This is a genomic window from Rhodovulum euryhalinum (assembly GCF_004342445.1).
GTDB lineage: Bacteria > Pseudomonadota > Alphaproteobacteria > Rhodobacterales > Rhodobacteraceae > Rhodovulum > Rhodovulum euryhalinum.
Genome location: NZ_SLWW01000025.1, coordinates 1 through 15,556 on the forward strand (window position 1 = coordinate 1; position 15,556 = coordinate 15,556).

Consider the following 15,556-nt stretch of genomic DNA (forward strand, 5'->3'; position numbering starts at 1 on the left):
GACGGTGATATGGCGGGGCTTCTCCCGCCTCGCCGACCTCGTCGAAGGTGCCCGCCTCGCAACGCCCCCGGCGGATACTTGTGGGTAACTGCAAGCCCCGCCGGAGGGTTACCGAATATCCGTGCGACCTCCGTTTCATGATCGACGGGAAGCATGGCTTTCCCGCGGGGACGATTCATCTCGATCTGCATGCGCGGGGTCGGGACTTTCGCTTTCCGCATCGCGCAGTCGATCAGAGACAGTAGCTCGTCCCGGCAATCGACGTCCCGTTCGAAGCGCGACAGCCAGAACCGGACCGCATAGGAGTTGCCGTCGCTTCCCAGCTCCTGGACGCGGACATCCGGTGCCGGTTCGGTCTGGATCAGGCGCGCCTCGCCCACGGCCTTCAGGATCATTTCCTTGGCGGCGTCCACGGGAACCTCATGCGCAAGCTTCAGCGACAGCTGCGCGCGATACTGCGGTTTCGGGGCGGAGTAGTTGATGATGCGTCGGCGCGCGATCTGGCTGTTCGGCAGGATCATGTAGGTCGAGTCCAGCGTCAGCACCCGTGTCGTGCGCCAGCCGATCTCGATGACCTTGCCTCGTGCGACCTGCTCGATATCGACCCAGTCCCCGATCCGGTAGGGTGCCTCGACGCCCAGTGCGATGCCGGACAGCGTGTCGGCCACGACGTTCCGGATCGCGAAACCCAGCACCGCGAGTATCAAACTCGATCCCGCAAGCGCGCCAAGGAGACCTTGTTCGAGCAAGAGCGCGGCAGAGGCAACGATCGCGGCGAAGAACAGCAGAACCGCCACGAGATCCCGAAACAGGCGCGGGTACGGGCGCTTGTCGCGTCTCCGGCGATCTGCGAACAGGCCGAACAGCCGGCTACCGAGCCAGGCCGCAGCAAGGCAACCGACGACGCCGCCAGGCAGGCGGAGAGACAGTCCGACCCGCGGCTCGACATCCTGGTCGAAGATTACCAGGCCGGCTGAGACAAGAAGCAGAACCGAAGGCCAGATCAGCCGACGGAGATGAATGAGAAGTCTCATGTCAGCAGCCCTGTTCCTGATGCCGCGACGGTCGTCGAGACCGGCACTGGAGGCAGGTCACGGCGGCGCCGGCATGTCGCTCGACGGCGGAGCCACAACGACGACAGGAAATTCGGATAATGGGGGTAGCGCCCCCGATAATGTGCCGACAGCTGGGACAACGATGAGCGGCTGCGCGGGGAAGCGATGTCTTGCAGGACGGGCAGGCAAGCGGAAGGTGACGATTCATGAGACCCTCTTTCAACGGGAAGGGAAGGCGCCGAAGCGGCGATTGCCGATATCCCGGAAGGAGCGTCGTGGCTTAGTCAGCGTATCGAGCGACTCCTTCCGGGCAGGGCATGGGCTTCGACAAGGCCCAGGGAATGGCGGATCATTGTGCCTCGAGCCGTTCGGACGCATCTTGGGAAGCGACGTGGAGCACGGTCAGAACCCGCCGCTCTCCGTCCCTGGTGTCCCAGTGGAGCGATGCGCCCTCTGCCAGGCCGAGCAGGGCAACCCCGATCGGTGTCAGGATCGAGATCCGGCCGCGTGCGATGTCGGCGTCCTCTGGATAGACTGGCGTTACCGACTTTTCCTGGCCGGTCGTTTCGTCGCGATAGGTGACCGCGCGACCGATGGCCACCACGTTCGGCGGGAGTTCCGCCGCCGGAACGATACGGGCCCGGCCGATTTCGCTGAGCAGTCGGTCGGCAAGGTCCGGGTTGCGCTGGATCGCGCCCTCAGCAAGTGCCTCGAGCCTTCCCAGGCAGTCGGCACCTATGACGACCCTGGGCCGCCGGGCGGTGCCGCGAGAGGTGTAGCGTTGTTTGTTCATCGTAGTTTCCTTTCCACCTACTGGTGGTGTGAGTGAATTATGGGTGGCCATCGCCCCTGACCCGCCAGGGGCGGATCAGGGCATCAGGCCGCGTCGTGGTCCGGAGACGGACGCACATCCAGCACGACGACGACTTCGATCTGTCCGTCGTCCCGCAGAAGCGGAACCTTCTGCAGCTTTCGCATTCCGATCAGGGTCGCCCCAAGCAATGAAGCAACGAGAATATGTCCCGGGACCGGCACGGGGTTCATGGAAAGCACGCCGGTGCGAGCGCCCTCACCGCTGACCATGTAGGTGACATGGCATCCGGCCACGACGAGATCAGGCGAGGCCGGCTCGGGAGTTCCGCGCGAGATCCGCAGCTTGTGGCGCAGCAGCCCGTTCAGGAGAGGGGGATTTGGCGAATTCGTGGTTCCGCGATAGCGAAGCAGGTGCTCGATGCCGAGCCGGTCGTCGACAGTGAGAAGAAAGCCGGTCTTCTCAGCGGAGCGTTCAAAGAGCGATCGAAAGTCACTGCCGGCAGGCAGGTGGGTGATCTTGGTAATGGTCATGTTGTGTCTCCCGGAGCGGTGAAGCCCGCGTTCTCAGATGCAAGGATGTGAGAAAGCCCCAGGTGGTCGAAGACGCGCTTATGCGCAGACCGCCCGGGGACCCGGGCGGTTCAGAAGCAGAAACCGGAAAAGGTTCTCGTGCATGACCATGAGGAGACCTTAGTCTTCGGGCGCAACCTGTCAATCTTGGAGACCGGGCCGGTTCTGGAACGGTCAAGGATGCACAGATCCCGAGAAGGTGAAGAAGGCGAATTGATGACGAGGTCCACGAGGCAGACTGTCGACGACAGGGGGTCACAGACGGCGCACCTCGAAGAATGAGCCACGTCGATCTTCCTGGATTGGCCAGCGGCGTGGCAGCGGGATGATGTTCGCCGATATCGTGCGACCACCATCGTCTTCCCAACGCGCCAGGCATCTGGCGCTCGGCGTCGCCGCCAAAGGTTCTATGTCCTTCGGCCCGAAAAGGTCCGGGAACAGCTCTTCGAAGTCCGCCTTGCAGATCATCATTTCGTCACTCCTTTCCATCATTTCATGGCGAGCCGCTACTCGGCCATTGCCGCGCACCACTGCCGTCCAGTGGTGCGCATTCTCGAGAATAGGACCGGCTATGCCGTTCGGCCGCCGCGCCACCCCGCATCGACATGCACATCCGATGAAACTGGACGCATGCTCAGTTCGCGATCCGTGAGACCATCGACGACGCGCGGGATATCACTGCGATCAATCCCGATGTCGCGCAGCAGGCGATCATCCATGCCTCGAAGAGTTTCGATCATTTTCCGGCGTTGCCAGCGGCGGAAGGCGGTCCGGAGCCAACGTCGAAATGCTCCGGGCTTGCGGTTGAGCTGACTGGCCCTTCGAGGGGGTGGGAAGTGAGGGGTATTGGATTTGAAGACGTGGGGGTGCATGTCATGCTCCATGACGAAGAAACTGAACCGAGACGCACGCACCACGTCAGCTGGGTGACCCGCACAGGCGTGATCTTCCGGCCATATTGGCGCGTTTGCCACTTCGACTGATCTGTAAGAGATCGAGATGACCCCGAGGCGCGGACCGACCGGCAAGCGGCCTGATCCCGCCCGGGGCTACCGGCGGTTCAGTGTGTTTCCTGCGTTGATCAGGAACCTCGTATGAAGACTGAACATGGTCATGACTGAGATATCGGCAATCCGCGTGTGTTTATCAAGAGCACGGCGTGGCCTGCGACCTTCTGGCGCCGAATGGACCTGCACCGGTTTCGTTCCGGTCTTTTGGAGCGATAGTCGCCATCAAGGAGATCGGATAGCGCCATTCTCTCTTCGGTCATCGTCATCTCCGTTCTCGGTCCCAGGTGTTGCAACCCGAACCTTCTCCGAAGATCGGCGGTGCGGTACCGACCGCGCACACCAGTTCGATCCACCCGACCCTGAACGCCAACATGTGGCTCCCGCGCGGTGACCACGGAGAGAACCTCAGAGGCCGGCACGCAGGATAAACGGCAGAGAGATCAGCGCTCGACCAAGGCGATTAGAGAACGCTCAGGGACAGCATCATAATGTCCCAGCCGCTTGTGTGAGGATCGCCGGCATTCGCGAGGTCTGACCGGGCCGTGTCAGAGAGGCGTTGAGTGTTCTTGGAAACCCTGATCGCGTGCGGATGCAAGTATATCGATCATGGCCTCTTGCGATGGGGCTGTCGCCACGCGTATTTTACGCCAGCCTTTCCGGTCGAGGCCGCTTGCCACCTTTTCCGAAAGGACCGCGGCGGTCATGGTCTGCAGGCAAGCAGATAGCCTCGCCTCCTCGCAAAGCGCGGTGAAGAAATGCGCGGTGCGATAGGACATGAAGACAATGCAGTCGATATCGCCACGGCGGAGCAGTTCCCGTGTCGCATTCGAGAGAGATTTCGCCGGCGTGGCCCTATATGCAACGACGCGCCGTGCGTCATGGCCATGACGCTCAAGCGCCCGGGCCATGTCCTCGGTGATGTCCCACCCGCTCAGATAGGTGATCCGGCCCTCGGACGGGTTCCGTTTCTTCAGGATGAGGTCCAACAAGCTTGTCGCATCCCCGGCTGCTTCGTGAACACACGTGAATCCCGCCCGACGCAGGGGCGCAGCCGTTCCGGCGCCGACAGCGTAAATCGGGACGGTCCTGCATGCCGAGGGCTCGCCGGCGATCCGCAGCGAGGCATAGACCGACGTGACGACGAATGCCTTGGAAGCTTCGAGGGTCTCAGGGCTGAAGTCGACATCCGACACATCCAGGATCGGCGCAAGCGAGACCTGTAAACCCATGTTTTCAAGCGGCAGCTTCATAGTCTTGGCTTGCAGGGCGGGACGCGTAAGGAGAATATGCATCGAGGCCGGGCCTTTCTGTTTTCTTCACCGCTCACTTGGAGCCCGCCGGTTCAGGGGTCTCGGTTAGGTCTTCCAGATCATCCGGCCCGTGCGCCGCCCTCGGCCCTGTCCTTCTCGGATCGTTTTTCCCGTCGATTGTCAAGTTTGCAAACCAGGCCCTTTTGTTTGCGCCAATGGGCCATACCGCTTCAGAAATCCGGCCTTGCCGGAAGGGCAATGTCGGCGAGCGTCGAGCGGTCGAGATCGGCGAGGAAGGCGGCCTCGGCCGAGCGCAGGCGCGCCTTGAGCCGGCAGCAGCGCTCTATCGTGCAATCGCCGCCATCGGGCGCGAAGCATTCGACCAGGGCCTGCCCCTCTTCCAGCGCGCGGACGATCCGGCCCAGGGCGATCTCGTCGGCAGGATGCGCGAGGATGGCCCCGCCGCCCCCGCCGCGTCTTGTCTGCACAAGGTCCGCCTGCGCCAGCCGCTGCATGATCTTGGCCAGGTGATTGCGGGACAGACCGAATTCCTCAGCGAGTTCCGCAGTCGAGAAGGCACGGTCCGGCGCGCTTGCCATGCGCATCAGCATGCGCAGCCCGTAGTCGGTGAAAGACGTAAGACGCATGTCGGCTGAACACCCCTCCTGAATAGGTATTTACAATACCTATTACTGTGGGTATTGCTAGATGCAACAGACGGGAGCGCCCGATGGTCGCCAATGCCTCCACCCCGGCAATCGCCAGCGCCCGGCCGGAGATGACCGCCGCGCTGATGGACGAGACCGGCCTCGATGACGATGTGCTGCGCGAGCTGGTGCACCGCTTCTACGACTGGGTGCGGGCCGATCCCGTGCTGGCGCCCATCTTCGTGGCGCGGATTACCGACTGGGCGCCGCACCTGGATCGGATGGTGGCCTTCTGGTCCTCGGTCACGCTGATGACGGGTCGGTATCACGGGCGCCCGGTGCCGAAACACGCGCCACTGCGGCTCGGGTCGGCTCATTTCGACCGATGGCTTGCCCTGTTCCGGACAGCGGCACGCTATGTCTGCACGCCCGCGGGCGCCGAACACGTGATCGCGCGCGCCGAGCGGATCGCCCGGTCGCTGCACATGGCCTGCACCGATGCCTGCATGGCCCCCGGGGACATCCCCGTGCTGCGGAGCGCCGCCGCCGAGTGATCCGATGCCCGCCGCACGGAGCGGCGAGGCCAAGGCCGAGCTTTCGGAAGCGAACGCCGGCACCAAACAAGACAAGGCAGCAAAGGAGACAGACATGACACGCCAGGTCCTCACCGCATTCGCCGTCTGCGCCCTCGTCTTCACAACGGTACCGGCCAAAGCCCAGGAGAACGAGTCGTCCTGGCTGCCCAGTCTGCTGACCGACACGCCCGAACAGGGCTTCGACCTTGCGGTGTCGATGGCGCGCCGCGCCGTCAAGACCACCCAGACGGACGTGGACACGTTGCACAAAATGCGCCCCGCCTATGCAAACGACCCCGACAGCCTGATCCACGTCTCGGGCGTGATCGCCGCCTATTTCGCGACCGTCGCCGAGGCCAACGGCTACTGGCGTGACTGATCCGGCGCGGCTGACGGAATGACTGCAATTCACGCCATCCGCATCGCACGGGTCTATGACGATCTCGAGGGCATCTCCGGTGCGCGTGTCCTGGTCGACGGGGTCTGGCCCCGCGGGGTAAGCCGCGAGGGCCTGCAACTCGACGACTGGATCCGCGAGGTCGCGCCATCGACCGCGCTGCGCAAGTGGTTCGGTCACGATCCCGCCCGCTGGACGGAATTCCGCGACCGATACCGCGCGGAGCTCGCGGACAATCCCGAAGCGGTCGCGCGGTGTCTGGACTGGTGCCGCGCGGGCCCGGTGGCTCTTCTCTTCGGGGCGAAGGATCGCGACCACAACCAGGCCGTGGTGCTGCGCGACCATCTGCGCGCGAGCCTGCATGGGGAGATGCCGTCGTGAGCCAAAGGATGACGCCAGGCCGCCGACCGGTCCGGGCGGTCGGGGACTCCCGCGCATCGGGCCAATCGGCGCAGTCCGCCGCGGACCGCCGGCCATGAAGGGGATGAGATGAACGAGCAGGACAAACCGGCAGCCCGCTTCGCCTCGCCTCCCTGCATGGCGGGCGAAATCGCACCCGATTATTTCGACCCGCTCGGCACGGACGCCACGCAGGCCAGGGATGTGGCCCGATGGCGCCGGGCGGAGCGCGCGCGGCTGCGCGGCGCGCGTGGGAAGATCCCGGTGGCGGAGCACCGCAGGACAAGCCAGGCGCTGGCCGGGCATTTGCTCGATCTTCTTTCGAACCGTTTCGGCGGCGCGCGGGGCCGTGTCCTGTCCGGCTATTGGCCGATCAAGGGCGAGCCCGACCTGCGCGCAGCCCTGGCCGACCTGCACGACGCGGGCGTCATGATCGCGCTGCCGATCGTGGAGGAAAAGGCGGCACCCCTGGTGTTCCGCCGGTGGACCCCGACCACCCGGATGGTGCTGGGCGACTGGAACATCCCCGTCCCGCCCGCCAAGGCGGCGCGCGTCACGCCCGAGATCATGCTCGCGCCGCTGATGGGCTGGGACGGCGCAGGCTATCGCCTTGGCTATGGCGGCGGCTATTTCGACCGCACGCTGGCGGCGCTGTCCCCGCGCCCCGCGACCATCGGGATCGGGTTCCAGTCCGCGCAACTCGCCACGATCTACCCCCAACCGCACGACATCGCGCTCGACGTCATCCTGACCGAGGCGGGAGTCCAGGTCACGCGGGAGACCCCATGAGCAGCACGGCCGAGAAGATGCGGGCATGGACCGGGCCGGCGATCCTGAGCTTCGGGTTCCGGCCGTTCTTCCTTGGGGGCGCGCTCTGGGCGGCGCTCGCCATGGCGCTCTGGATCGGCATGCTCAGCAGACGCCTCGCCTTGCCGACCGCGTTCGACCCGATCTCCTGGCATGCGCACGAGTTCCTGTTCGGCTATCTCGGCGCGGTCGCCGCGGGCTTTCTGCTGACGGCGGTACCCAACTGGACCGGGCGATTGCCCATCGTCGGCTGGCCACTCGGCGCGCTCTTCGCCACCTGGTGTCTCGGCCGGATCGCCGTCGCCCTGTCCGCGGAACTGCCGCCCATCTCAGTCGCTATGGCCGATCTGCTGTTCCCGGTCACACTGGCCTCGGTGCTCGGCCGCGAGATCGTCGCGGGACGCAACTGGCGCAACCTGATCGTGCTGGCCATGCTCTGCCTCTTCATCCTCGGCAACGCCCTGTTCCACTGGGAGGCTGCGCGGGGGTACCCCGGTGCACAGGGAGTGGGGCTGCGGCTGGGTCTTGGGACCGGGATCATGATGATCGGGGTGATCGGGGGGCGGATCGTGCCGTCCTTCACCCGCAACTGGCTGGTCCGGCAGCACAGCCCGGTCCTGCCCACCCCGCCGATGCAGCGCTTCGACAAGCTGGCGCTGTTGGCGCTCGGCCTCGCGCTGTTGCTCTGGGTCATCGCGCCCATGGCGATGGTGACCGGCACGGCCCTGCAGCTCGCGGGCGGCCTGCATCTGATCCGGCTGGCGCGGTGGGCGGGGCACCGCACCAGCGCCGAGCCGCTGGTGCTGGTCCTGCATGCGGGCTACCTCTTCGTGCCGCTCGGTGCGTTGGCCGTGGGGGCCACGGTGTTCTGGCCGGACGCGGTCGGCATGGGCTCTGCCCAGCATGTCTGGATGGCCGGTGGACTTGGTCTGATGACGCTGGCGGTGATGACGCGCGCGACGCTCGGCCATACAGGACAGACGCTGCGCGCCGATACCGGCACGATCGCGATCTACCTGTTGCTGCTGCTTGCGGTTCTGGCACGCCTGCTTGCAGGCGCATTTCCGGGCCTTGCATCGCTGTTCCATACCCTCTCCGGCCTGACCTGGATCGGCGCCTTCGGCGGCTTTGCCATGCTATATGGGCGATACGTCCTGAGACACCGTCCGGAGCACTGAGGGATGGGCTGGGGCGGATTCATCGCTGTCTTGTCAGGCTTCTTCATCCTGTATTCCATTCCGGTGCGCCCGCCCGTCCGGTCCTGGCTGGTCAGGCGGCTGGGGCGTGCGGGCTTCGGCATCGCCTATTCGTTCCAGTCGCTGGCGATGCTTGGCGTTCTCCTGGTGGCCGCCAACCGGGCGCCGTATCTGGCCCTGTGGCCCGAGCCGCCGGGTGCCCATTGGCTTGTTCTGGCGGCGACGACGGCGGCCATCCTGGTCCTGGTCTTCGGGTTGTTCCGCCCCAACCCCCTGTCCTTCGGCGGCCTTCGGAATACGGCGTTCGACCCGCGCGACCCGGGCATCCTGCGCTATTGCCGCCACCCGGTACTGCTGGCGCTGTTGCTGTGGTCGGGGGCGCATCTGATCGCGAACGGCGACCTGGCCCATGGCCTGATGTTCGGCAGTTTCGCCCTGTTTTCCCTGCTGGGCACGTGGGCCATCGACCGGCGGCGGCAGCGGGACATGGGGGACGAGGTCTGGCGGCGAGCCGTTGCGCAGATGCGGTCGGCGCCCATGCGTTTACCCCAAGGCGCGAGGGCCCGCTTTGCCGGTGGCCTTGTCGCCATGGCCCTGCTCATGGTGCAGCATCCGTGGCTGGCGGGGGGCGGCATACTGGAACAGTTCACCCCATAGGCTTATGACACGGCCCCGGTTCGTTCGGCGCACCGGAGAACATGGCCGCCGACAATGGATGCAGGTGCCGTCCCCTCCGCTGGCGGACCGCCGAGCGCGTCGCTTGCATCAACCACGCAACCCGCCACCGATGACATGCCACGGAGTCGAGCCATTTCTCCCAGTGTGCAACCCAGAGTGTTGACGGCGGGAGGATAAGGGTCTACCCGGCAGCCACGGGATGATGGCGTCATTCCGTTCCCCCAGTATCGTCCTGCACGCCCGGATCTGTTCCAGCACCGCCGCCGCGGTGTCAGAGGTGGTTTTTCATGGCACACCTGACCGTTGTCCCGTCCGATCTCGCCGGTTTCGAGAAGCGCGCCGGTATCGCCGCGATGTGCATGGCCATGGCGTTGCTGCCTATCGGGGACGCGATCTCGAAAACCCTGACCGGGTTTGCCACACCATTCGAAGTGACCGTCTGGCGCACACTGGTGCAGGCGGCTTTCTTCGTCCCGGTCGCGGTGATCCTTCGGCACCATCTCAGCGGGTCACTTCTATCGGCTGCGTCGCTCGTCTCGGCCCTGCTCATTGTCACCGTGAGCCTGTCTCTGGTGACCGCCTTCGCATCGATGCCGATCGCCACCGCGATTGCGATCTTCTTCGTGGAGCCACTGCTCCTGACGCTGTTGGCCGGTCCGTTCCTCGGCGAAGTTCCGGGCCCGCGCAGGTATGCCGCGGTCGGTGTCGGTCTGATCGGCGCCTTGGTCGTGATCCGGCCGAACTTCGTCGAGTTCGGGCCGGTTGTCCTGTTGCCAGTGCTGGCCGCGTTGGCCTATGCGCTCAACATGATCGTCATGCGGAAAGCGACGCGCGACCGGTCCGCGCTGACCTTCCAGTTCGGCGCCTCTCTGTCGGCCGGAGCCATCGTTCTGGTGGCGCATCTCTTGGCAAGCGCACTCGGGTTCGAGCGGACCGCCGTCTCCGGATTGCCGGGCTGGGTTCTCTGGATCGTTCTCGCGGCTGGTGCCCTTGCGATGGTTGCATTCCTCGCGATCACCTTCGCATTCAGCAAGGCGGAGGCAAGCCTGCTTGCGCCGTTCCAGTATCTGGAGATCGTCGGCGCGACCCTTGTGGGGTACCTCGTCTTCGGCGAAATCCCGGATGGAATGACGCTGCTGGGCACGGCGATCATCCTGGGCTCCGGCGTCTATGTGTTTTATCGCGAGCGCCAGCGCGAAGTGGAGGCCGCCACATGCCAGCCGATTGAGCGATAGGGGGCGTCACCCCCTGTCGTCCGGCTGCTGCATCGCGCCCATGATGGTTCTCAGGTGGGCCCGCATTGCGGCTTCGGCGGCCTGCGGATCGCCCCGGCCAATTGCAGCGACGACATCGCCATGCTGATCGCTGTGCAGGCCGGCGAATTCCCTGACGCCGATCCGGCGGTAGGTCCGATCCCATTCCCTTTGCCAGGCGGCGCGACGCCGCGCGCTCGCAAGGTAGTCGAGAAACCCGCCGAGCAAGGGGTTTCCTGCGACTTCTGCCACGCCGCGATGGAACCCGGCATCGGCCGTCTCCGCCTCGGCCCGTCCAGAGGCGCCTCTTCCTTGCGCAACGAGGCCCTCGAGATAGGCCACGTCGGGCGCCGAGGCGCGTCTTGCGGCCTCTGCCGCGATTGGCGGTTCGATCATCAGCCGGGCCTGCATAAGCTGCTCAGGGGCGGTCGCACTCAGCAGGATCGTCTCCTTGACGGGGTGGCCAAGCGGCGCGGGTCCGCGGAACGTGCCCTTGCCGACCTTCCGCCAGATTTCGCCTTCCCGTTCCATCTCCAGCAATGCCGCGCGCACGGTCTGGCGACTGCACCCCAGAAGCCCCGCAAGAGCGCGTTCGGTCGGCAGGCGATCGCCGATGAGCGGCGCTTGCTCGTCTAGAAGCGCGCGCAATCGTTCCAATGCAATGGCTGGACTCGTTCTTGGCATTGGTCATGCGTCCAAGGTGATACGTACCAATTTGCAGACCATTGCGGTTTCGCGCAAGAGCGGGTTGATGATTCCCGGGCCGGAGGTTGCCATGACCGTATACCTTGTCCTGATCCTCACGGGCCTTGGCGCGGGCGCGCTGAACGCCGTGGCCGGAGGAGGGACCTTTCTGTCCTTTCCGGCCCTTGTCTGGACCGGCGTGCCGCCGATCATGGCCAATGCGACCGCTACCCTTGCGGCCTTGCCCGGCTATCTCGGCAGCGCCTGGGCGTTCCGTGCGGACGTCCGTCGGGCGCGCAGCCTGCCTGTGCGTCTGGTTCTGCTTGTATCCGCATTGGGCGGAATCCTGGGCGCGGTTCTGCTGCTGGTGACGCCGAGCGCCGTCTTTTCAGGTGTGGTTCCGTGGCTGCTGGCCTTTGCCACCGCGGCCTTTGCCTTCGGCCCCCCGATCACGCGGCGCATCGCCCGCATGGGAAAGGGCACGTTTGGACTGCCGCAGGCGGCTGCCGTACTCTTGGCGGTCGCGATCTATGGCGGCTATTTCAACGGCGGCGTCGGGATCCTGCTTCTCGCAGCCTTCGGCCTGATCGGCCTTACCGACCTGAGGGAGATGAACGGGCTGAAGAACCTTGTCTCGTCCGTCCTCTCTGCGGTCTCCGTTACGGTTTATATTGCTGCCGACCTGATCGCCTGGAAAGAAGCACTGGTTCTCGGCGCCGCATCGGCCATCGGTGGGTATATCGGCGCGGCGCTCTCGCGGCGCATCCACAATGTGAGGGCGTTCCGGGCCTTCATTGCACTGGTCGGCGCAAGCATGTCCCTCGTCTTTTTCCTGAGGTAAGTCCTTGTTGCCCAACGGAAGGCTCGAACACCCCGATGCCGTGCTACGCCGATCGGCAGAAATTGGCCGACTTCCTGCGGTTGCGATCCCGACCGGACGACCCGGATTGACCAATCGCAACCGAGCCACTAGCCTGCTCGGATGATGGTCTGCAATGAGCATAATGGCTTTCGTCTGCTGAACCGCCGGTAACCCCGGGCGGTCAGGGTGCATTTTCGCCAGCGTACCCCCGGGGCTCCTCGACATCCTAATCCGGAACTGAACGAGTCACTCGTTCGAGGAGAAGCCATGGCCATCGGTCCATTCGAAACCACGCGCAGAATCTCACAGAGCCCTCGTTGCGGCATGGTTGTACGACCTGCCGTCACGCTGACGCAGGCCGACCGGCATGAGCTTTCCAAGCTTGTTCGGCTTTGCGACACGGACGAAGAGATGCGATCGCTCTTCCTGCAGCATGTTCTGCGTCATAAAATGCAAAGCGCCGCCATTGTCCCCGGTGATGTGCCGAATGATGTGGCCGCCGCCGGGTCGCATGTCGTCTATTCTCTCGGTGCCGGGGTTTCCAAAACCGGGTTGCTCAGCCATCGGGCACGCGCAGGCGGGAGGTACGGGATCATTCCGGTGTCCTCGCTTCTTGGCGCGACGCTCCTGGGAATGCGTGCCGGCACCAGTGCGCCCCTCCTTCGGGACGACGGCTCAATCGTCACGCTCTTGCTGCTTGACGTCCGACATCCGGACGATGCCGCTTCGCCTGACACCCGCAATTTACTCTTTCAGGCTTGAGGCAGGTAATCACCATGAATATCCAGACTAAATCGACGTCGCGCTCAAAGCGTCGCCCCAAAATCGTCATAAGTGAAAAAGACCTCGACCGGCTCGAAGCGTTGGCCGAGGGTGCGGCGAAGCGCAATCCGCAATTGTCCGACCGCCTTCTCGAGGAACTTGCGCGGGCGCGCATCATGCCTGCCGCCAAGTTTCCGGCGCATGTCGTGACGATCGGAAATCGCGTCACCTATCGCGACGAACTGACCCAGGAGGAGAAAGCGATCAGCCTCTCCTTTCCCGAGGACGCGGATATCGGTGAGGGCCGGGTTTCGGTCATGACCCCGCTTGGCGTGGCCCTGATCGGCCTGTCCGAAGGCGCCGCCTTCCACTGGGAGACGCGGGACGGCCATCGACGGACCCTGACGGTCCTGAAGGTCACATCAAGCGAACCGGAAAAGGCGTGATGGACGCATATTGGAGCCCTTAACTCTCCCTGCCCATCCCTGTGAACGGAGTAAGCCACAGAATTAAGTGACGGCATGTCGTCTTCCTCGGCATCCGTCGCCGGAAAGCTACCCGTGGAAATCTACGCCAGAGGCAAAGCGAGCGTTGTGCTTGAGACAAGTGCCTCCAAAATGCGAGTCTGCTGGCGATCAAGGTATGAGATCGAAAGGCGCGAAGATTCTGCTCAACCGGCCGCGACCAGGGATTGGAACTTGCGCATGCGGCGAATGGCCGGTCTGGTGACTGCGCCGCAGCGCTCGACGATGTGGCGAGGCTCCGGGCTGTGGGCCAACCGGCGTTATGGCTTACTCCCCAGAACCCATTCTGTGACGGTCGCTATCTGCGCATTGCGGCCGCTCGGGCGGGGTGCATCATCCGGCAAAAGAGGGCTCGGAGCCACCTCGCTGCGGTGCGGAAGGAAGGACGGCAGGGGCGTCTTAATAATGTCCGCTCCATCGGCTGCCGCGTTCATGGCTCGCATGAGCGGCGAAGGTCCGGAGACCGCCCCACGGCGAACTGGACCATTCTGTCAGCAACGGCCCGGCGGGGTGAGGTGGATGAGCGCCGCGGCGGCGACGGCCTTTGTGCCACTCCGCTTCGATCCAGGCGAGGCGTACCAGTTCGACTGGAGCCACGAAGTCGTCCTGATCGAGGGGTGACCACGACCGTGGAGGTCGCCCATGTCCGGCTGTGCCACGGCGGATGGTCTTCGTCCGGGCCTATCCGATCCTGCCTGCCAAGAATGATGTCGTTTCTGGGGACGCCCCCAGAAATGGTGCGGAGAGTGGTGCAATCTAGGAAGAATGGCCGCCCAAAGCCCTTATTCTTCAAGACGAGGCGGTCTCACGACCGTCTTCGGGAGGCAGGGGCCGGAGGTTCGAATCCTCTCACTCCGACCAAATCATGCAAAAGAATCAGGGTGTTGCGCACCTTTCTCCGGCATAAGTGAGCGCTATCCGTGCTTCGGGCAGCACTTGGGCATCACATTGATGATGGTAGGGTCGCCGCTAAACGGATTCGCGGTATACGCGCGCAGGCTCAGGCAGGCGAATCTTAACCCCCTTGTGTCGTATCTGACTCATAACGTCGCGAGCGATCACTTTACTGCCGACTTCCCAAGCTATGTCTAGTACCGTGAGAACTGCAGCGGGCGACGAAGTCCGAAAAACAACTCAGGTGGGGAGTATCATGACCGGGACCAAGACCGATCCGTCTCTCTTGGAGGCCCTGAAAGCGTCTGCCGGCAAAAAACTGACGGCAGAACAGCTTCGGCGCCAGAAGGTGTCCTTTATTATGGGTACTCTGGGTAAGGACAGTACCATTACCCGTGATCGCATCGAAGAGGAACTCAAGCGGCTCGAAGGGGAAGCCGTCTAGACGTGATCCTCTACGAGTTAACCGGGTCTGAGGCTCACCCGGCCTACCAAAACCTTGAGATAGCAAACGGCGAGCGGCACTATAGCTTTCTGCAGTCGATCGTCGCTACGTCCCTTGAGGTGGGTCGGCCGTTTCTTTCACAGACCGTGATCAAATCGATCAATTTTCACGCGATCGCCTGCTTGCACACGAATGCTGGGCTATACCGCCCGTGTGCGGTGCGCGTCGGAGAATACGTTCCGCCAGACCACTATCGTGTCCCCGACTTGATGGACGACTTCGTGAATATCGTCAATCGACAGTGGGATGCCGCGGACCCTGTAGAATTGGCCGCGTTTGTTCTCTGGAAGCTCAACCACATACACCCGTTTATCAACGGCAACGGGCGCACAGCGCGGGCGTCTTGCTACTTTGTCCTGTGCGTGAAGCTCGGTGGTTGGCTGGAGGGTGACACAATCCTCCCGGAGCTTCTTAGGACAAATAGACCAGAATACGTCGAAGCACTTAAGCAGGTAGATGCATCACTTGCTGCGGGGGCACTCGATCTGTCGCCGCTACACAGAATAATAGCGGATCATCTAACGACCCAACTGGGCAAATAGAAATTCAGACCCAATACTAGCACCGCGCCGAAGCGGTCTAGAGTCAGGACTCACAACCAATAGATGACGGTCGCGGCCAGAGCGCAGGCCGAGAGGAATAGGATCGGGCAGCGGTCGTAGCGGGTGGCGATGC

General features: G+C 63.9%; 20 protein-coding genes and 2 pseudogenes. 13 read left to right on the top strand and 9 right to left on the bottom strand.

Annotated features, from left to right (window positions below; genetic code table 11):
• From EV655_RS17920 to EV655_RS17950, 7 genes are all read right to left on the bottom strand, one after another.
• Positions 1-1,034, bottom strand: a 1,034-nt coding sequence (locus EV655_RS17920; RefSeq protein WP_132546724.1) for a mechanosensitive ion channel family protein, incomplete at its 3' end; no start/stop codon positions are given.
• 370 nt (positions 1,035-1,404) lie between these two features.
• Positions 1,405-1,848 (bottom strand): nucleoside diphosphate kinase regulator, encoded by a 444-nt coding sequence (rnk, locus tag EV655_RS17925; RefSeq protein WP_132546725.1) that lies wholly within the window; start codon positions 1,846-1,848, stop codon positions 1,405-1,407.
• Positions 1,849-1,931: 83 nt separating this feature from the next.
• Positions 1,932-2,399: a hypothetical protein gene (locus EV655_RS17930; protein ID WP_132546726.1), complete on the bottom strand. Its 468-nt coding sequence runs from the start codon at positions 2,397-2,399 to the stop codon at positions 1,932-1,934.
• Positions 2,400-2,693: 294 nt separating this feature from the next.
• Positions 2,694-2,909, bottom strand: coding sequence for a hypothetical protein (locus EV655_RS17935; protein WP_132546727.1), 216 nt, complete (start codon positions 2,907-2,909; stop codon positions 2,694-2,696).
• A 98-nt stretch (positions 2,910-3,007) separates the two neighbouring features.
• Positions 3,008-3,322: a DUF1127 domain-containing protein gene (locus EV655_RS19055; protein WP_341540309.1), complete on the bottom strand. Its 315-nt coding sequence runs from the start codon at positions 3,320-3,322 to the stop codon at positions 3,008-3,010.
• Between the two features lie 671 nt (positions 3,323-3,993).
• Complete coding sequence (locus EV655_RS17945) at positions 3,994-4,698, bottom strand: uroporphyrinogen-III synthase (protein WP_243645145.1); 705 nt, start codon at positions 4,696-4,698, stop codon at positions 3,994-3,996.
• A gap of 230 nt (positions 4,699-4,928) precedes the next feature.
• Complete coding sequence (locus EV655_RS17950; RefSeq protein ID WP_132546729.1) at positions 4,929-5,345, bottom strand: RrF2 family transcriptional regulator; 417 nt, start codon at positions 5,343-5,345, stop codon at positions 4,929-4,931.
• Positions 5,346-5,428: 83 nt separating this feature from the next.
• On the opposite strand from EV655_RS17950, the gene EV655_RS17955 reads away from it, so the two are divergent.
• The 7 genes from EV655_RS17955 (at position 5,429) to EV655_RS17985 (ending at position 10,632) form a co-directional block, all read left to right on the top strand.
• Entirely contained in the window at positions 5,429-5,899 is a 471-nt protein-coding gene (locus tag EV655_RS17955) for a group III truncated hemoglobin (protein WP_243645146.1), read from the top strand.
• Positions 5,900-5,993: 94 nt separating this feature from the next.
• Positions 5,994-6,299: a hexameric tyrosine-coordinated heme protein gene (locus EV655_RS17960; protein ID WP_132546730.1), complete on the top strand. Its 306-nt coding sequence runs from the start codon at positions 5,994-5,996 to the stop codon at positions 6,297-6,299.
• 18 nt (positions 6,300-6,317) lie between these two features.
• Entirely contained in the window at positions 6,318-6,698 is a 381-nt protein-coding gene (locus tag EV655_RS17965) for a DUF488 domain-containing protein (protein WP_132546731.1), read from the top strand.
• Between the two features lie 108 nt (positions 6,699-6,806).
• Complete coding sequence (locus tag EV655_RS17970; protein ID WP_243645147.1) at positions 6,807-7,505, top strand: 5-formyltetrahydrofolate cyclo-ligase; 699 nt, start codon at positions 6,807-6,809, stop codon at positions 7,503-7,505.
• Positions 7,502-8,701 carry an NnrS family protein gene (locus EV655_RS17975; protein WP_132546732.1) on the top strand — a complete coding sequence of 400 codons (1,200 nt, stop codon included), beginning with the start codon at positions 7,502-7,504 and terminating at the stop codon, positions 8,699-8,701. Before EV655_RS17970 ends, EV655_RS17975 begins: the two co-directional genes overlap by 4 nt.
• A gap of 3 nt (positions 8,702-8,704) precedes the next feature.
• A complete protein-coding gene (locus EV655_RS17980) occupies positions 8,705-9,376 on the top strand; it encodes an NnrU family protein (protein ID WP_132546733.1) in 672 nt (223 codons plus the stop codon).
• Between the two features lie 308 nt (positions 9,377-9,684).
• A complete protein-coding gene (locus tag EV655_RS17985; protein ID WP_243645148.1) occupies positions 9,685-10,632 on the top strand; it encodes a DMT family transporter in 948 nt (315 codons plus the stop codon).
• A gap of 6 nt (positions 10,633-10,638) precedes the next feature.
• On the opposite strand, the gene EV655_RS17990 is transcribed toward EV655_RS17985, so the two are convergent.
• Entirely contained in the window at positions 10,639-11,298 is a 660-nt protein-coding gene (locus EV655_RS17990; RefSeq protein WP_243645149.1) for a FadR/GntR family transcriptional regulator, read from the bottom strand.
• On the opposite strand from EV655_RS17990, the gene EV655_RS17995 reads away from it, so the two are divergent.
• The 6 genes and pseudogenes from EV655_RS17995 to EV655_RS18020 all read left to right on the top strand — a co-directional run bounded on the left by EV655_RS17995 (position 11,264) and on the right by EV655_RS18020 (position 15,423).
• On the top strand, positions 11,264-12,175 hold the full coding sequence (locus EV655_RS17995; RefSeq protein ID WP_424511327.1) for a sulfite exporter TauE/SafE family protein: 912 nt from the start codon (positions 11,264-11,266) through the stop codon (positions 12,173-12,175). The genes EV655_RS17990 and EV655_RS17995 overlap by 35 nt on opposite strands.
• A gap of 288 nt (positions 12,176-12,463) precedes the next feature.
• Positions 12,464-12,958: a hypothetical protein gene (locus EV655_RS18000; protein ID WP_132546735.1), complete on the top strand. Its 495-nt coding sequence runs from the start codon at positions 12,464-12,466 to the stop codon at positions 12,956-12,958.
• 14 nt (positions 12,959-12,972) lie between these two features.
• The gene (rnk, locus tag EV655_RS18005; RefSeq protein ID WP_132546736.1) at positions 12,973-13,404 is read left to right on the top strand and encodes a nucleoside diphosphate kinase regulator; all 432 of its coding nucleotides are present in this window, start codon (positions 12,973-12,975) and stop codon (positions 13,402-13,404) included.
• A 606-nt stretch (positions 13,405-14,010) separates the two neighbouring features.
• Positions 14,011-14,170 (top strand): annotated as a pseudogene (locus EV655_RS18010) (IS21 family transposase); the annotation flags it as partial.
• Between the two features lie 462 nt (positions 14,171-14,632).
• On the top strand, positions 14,633-14,821 hold the full coding sequence (locus EV655_RS18015) for a hypothetical protein (RefSeq protein ID WP_132546737.1): 189 nt from the start codon (positions 14,633-14,635) through the stop codon (positions 14,819-14,821).
• A 2-nt stretch (positions 14,822-14,823) separates the two neighbouring features.
• The gene (locus EV655_RS18020; protein ID WP_132546738.1) at positions 14,824-15,423 is read left to right on the top strand and encodes a Fic family protein; all 600 of its coding nucleotides are present in this window, start codon (positions 14,824-14,826) and stop codon (positions 15,421-15,423) included.
• A gap of 50 nt (positions 15,424-15,473) precedes the next feature.
• Here the strand turns inward: EV655_RS18020 and EV655_RS18025 are convergent.
• Positions 15,474-15,556, bottom strand: a pseudogene (locus tag EV655_RS18025) (IS5/IS1182 family transposase); the annotation flags it as partial.

Bases quoted from the DNA above. Each gene is read 5' to 3' on its own strand.
- rnk (WP_132546725.1), bottom strand. From the start codon at position 1,848: ATGAACAAACAACGCTACACCTCTCGCGGCACCGCCCGGCGGCCCAGG.
- EV655_RS17930 (WP_132546726.1), bottom strand. From the start codon at position 2,399: ATGACCATTACCAAGATCACCCACCTGCCTGCCGGCAGTGACTTTCGA.
- EV655_RS17935 (WP_132546727.1), bottom strand. From the start codon at position 2,909: ATGATGATCTGCAAGGCGGACTTCGAAGAGCTGTTCCCGGACCTTTTC.
- EV655_RS19055 (WP_341540309.1), bottom strand. From the start codon at position 3,322: ATGGAGCATGACATGCACCCCCACGTCTTCAAATCCAATACCCCTCAC.
- EV655_RS17945 (WP_243645145.1), bottom strand. From the start codon at position 4,698: ATGAAGCTGCCGCTTGAAAACATGGGTTTACAGGTCTCGCTTGCGCCG.
- EV655_RS17950 (WP_132546729.1), bottom strand. From the start codon at position 5,345: ATGCGTCTTACGTCTTTCACCGACTACGGGCTGCGCATGCTGATGCGC.
- EV655_RS17955 (WP_243645146.1), top strand. From the start codon at position 5,429: ATGGTCGCCAATGCCTCCACCCCGGCAATCGCCAGCGCCCGGCCGGAG.
- EV655_RS17960 (WP_132546730.1), top strand. From the start codon at position 5,994: ATGACACGCCAGGTCCTCACCGCATTCGCCGTCTGCGCCCTCGTCTTC.
- EV655_RS17965 (WP_132546731.1), top strand. From the start codon at position 6,318: ATGACTGCAATTCACGCCATCCGCATCGCACGGGTCTATGACGATCTC.
- EV655_RS17970 (WP_243645147.1), top strand. From the start codon at position 6,807: ATGAACGAGCAGGACAAACCGGCAGCCCGCTTCGCCTCGCCTCCCTGC.
- EV655_RS17975 (WP_132546732.1), top strand. From the start codon at position 7,502: ATGAGCAGCACGGCCGAGAAGATGCGGGCATGGACCGGGCCGGCGATC.
- EV655_RS17980 (WP_132546733.1), top strand. From the start codon at position 8,705: ATGGGCTGGGGCGGATTCATCGCTGTCTTGTCAGGCTTCTTCATCCTG.
- EV655_RS17985 (WP_243645148.1), top strand. From the start codon at position 9,685: ATGGCACACCTGACCGTTGTCCCGTCCGATCTCGCCGGTTTCGAGAAG.
- EV655_RS17995 (WP_424511327.1), top strand. From the start codon at position 11,264: ATGAGCGGCGCTTGCTCGTCTAGAAGCGCGCGCAATCGTTCCAATGCA.
- EV655_RS18000 (WP_132546735.1), top strand. From the start codon at position 12,464: ATGGCCATCGGTCCATTCGAAACCACGCGCAGAATCTCACAGAGCCCT.
- rnk (WP_132546736.1), top strand. From the start codon at position 12,973: ATGAATATCCAGACTAAATCGACGTCGCGCTCAAAGCGTCGCCCCAAA.
- EV655_RS18015 (WP_132546737.1), top strand. From the start codon at position 14,633: ATGACCGGGACCAAGACCGATCCGTCTCTCTTGGAGGCCCTGAAAGCG.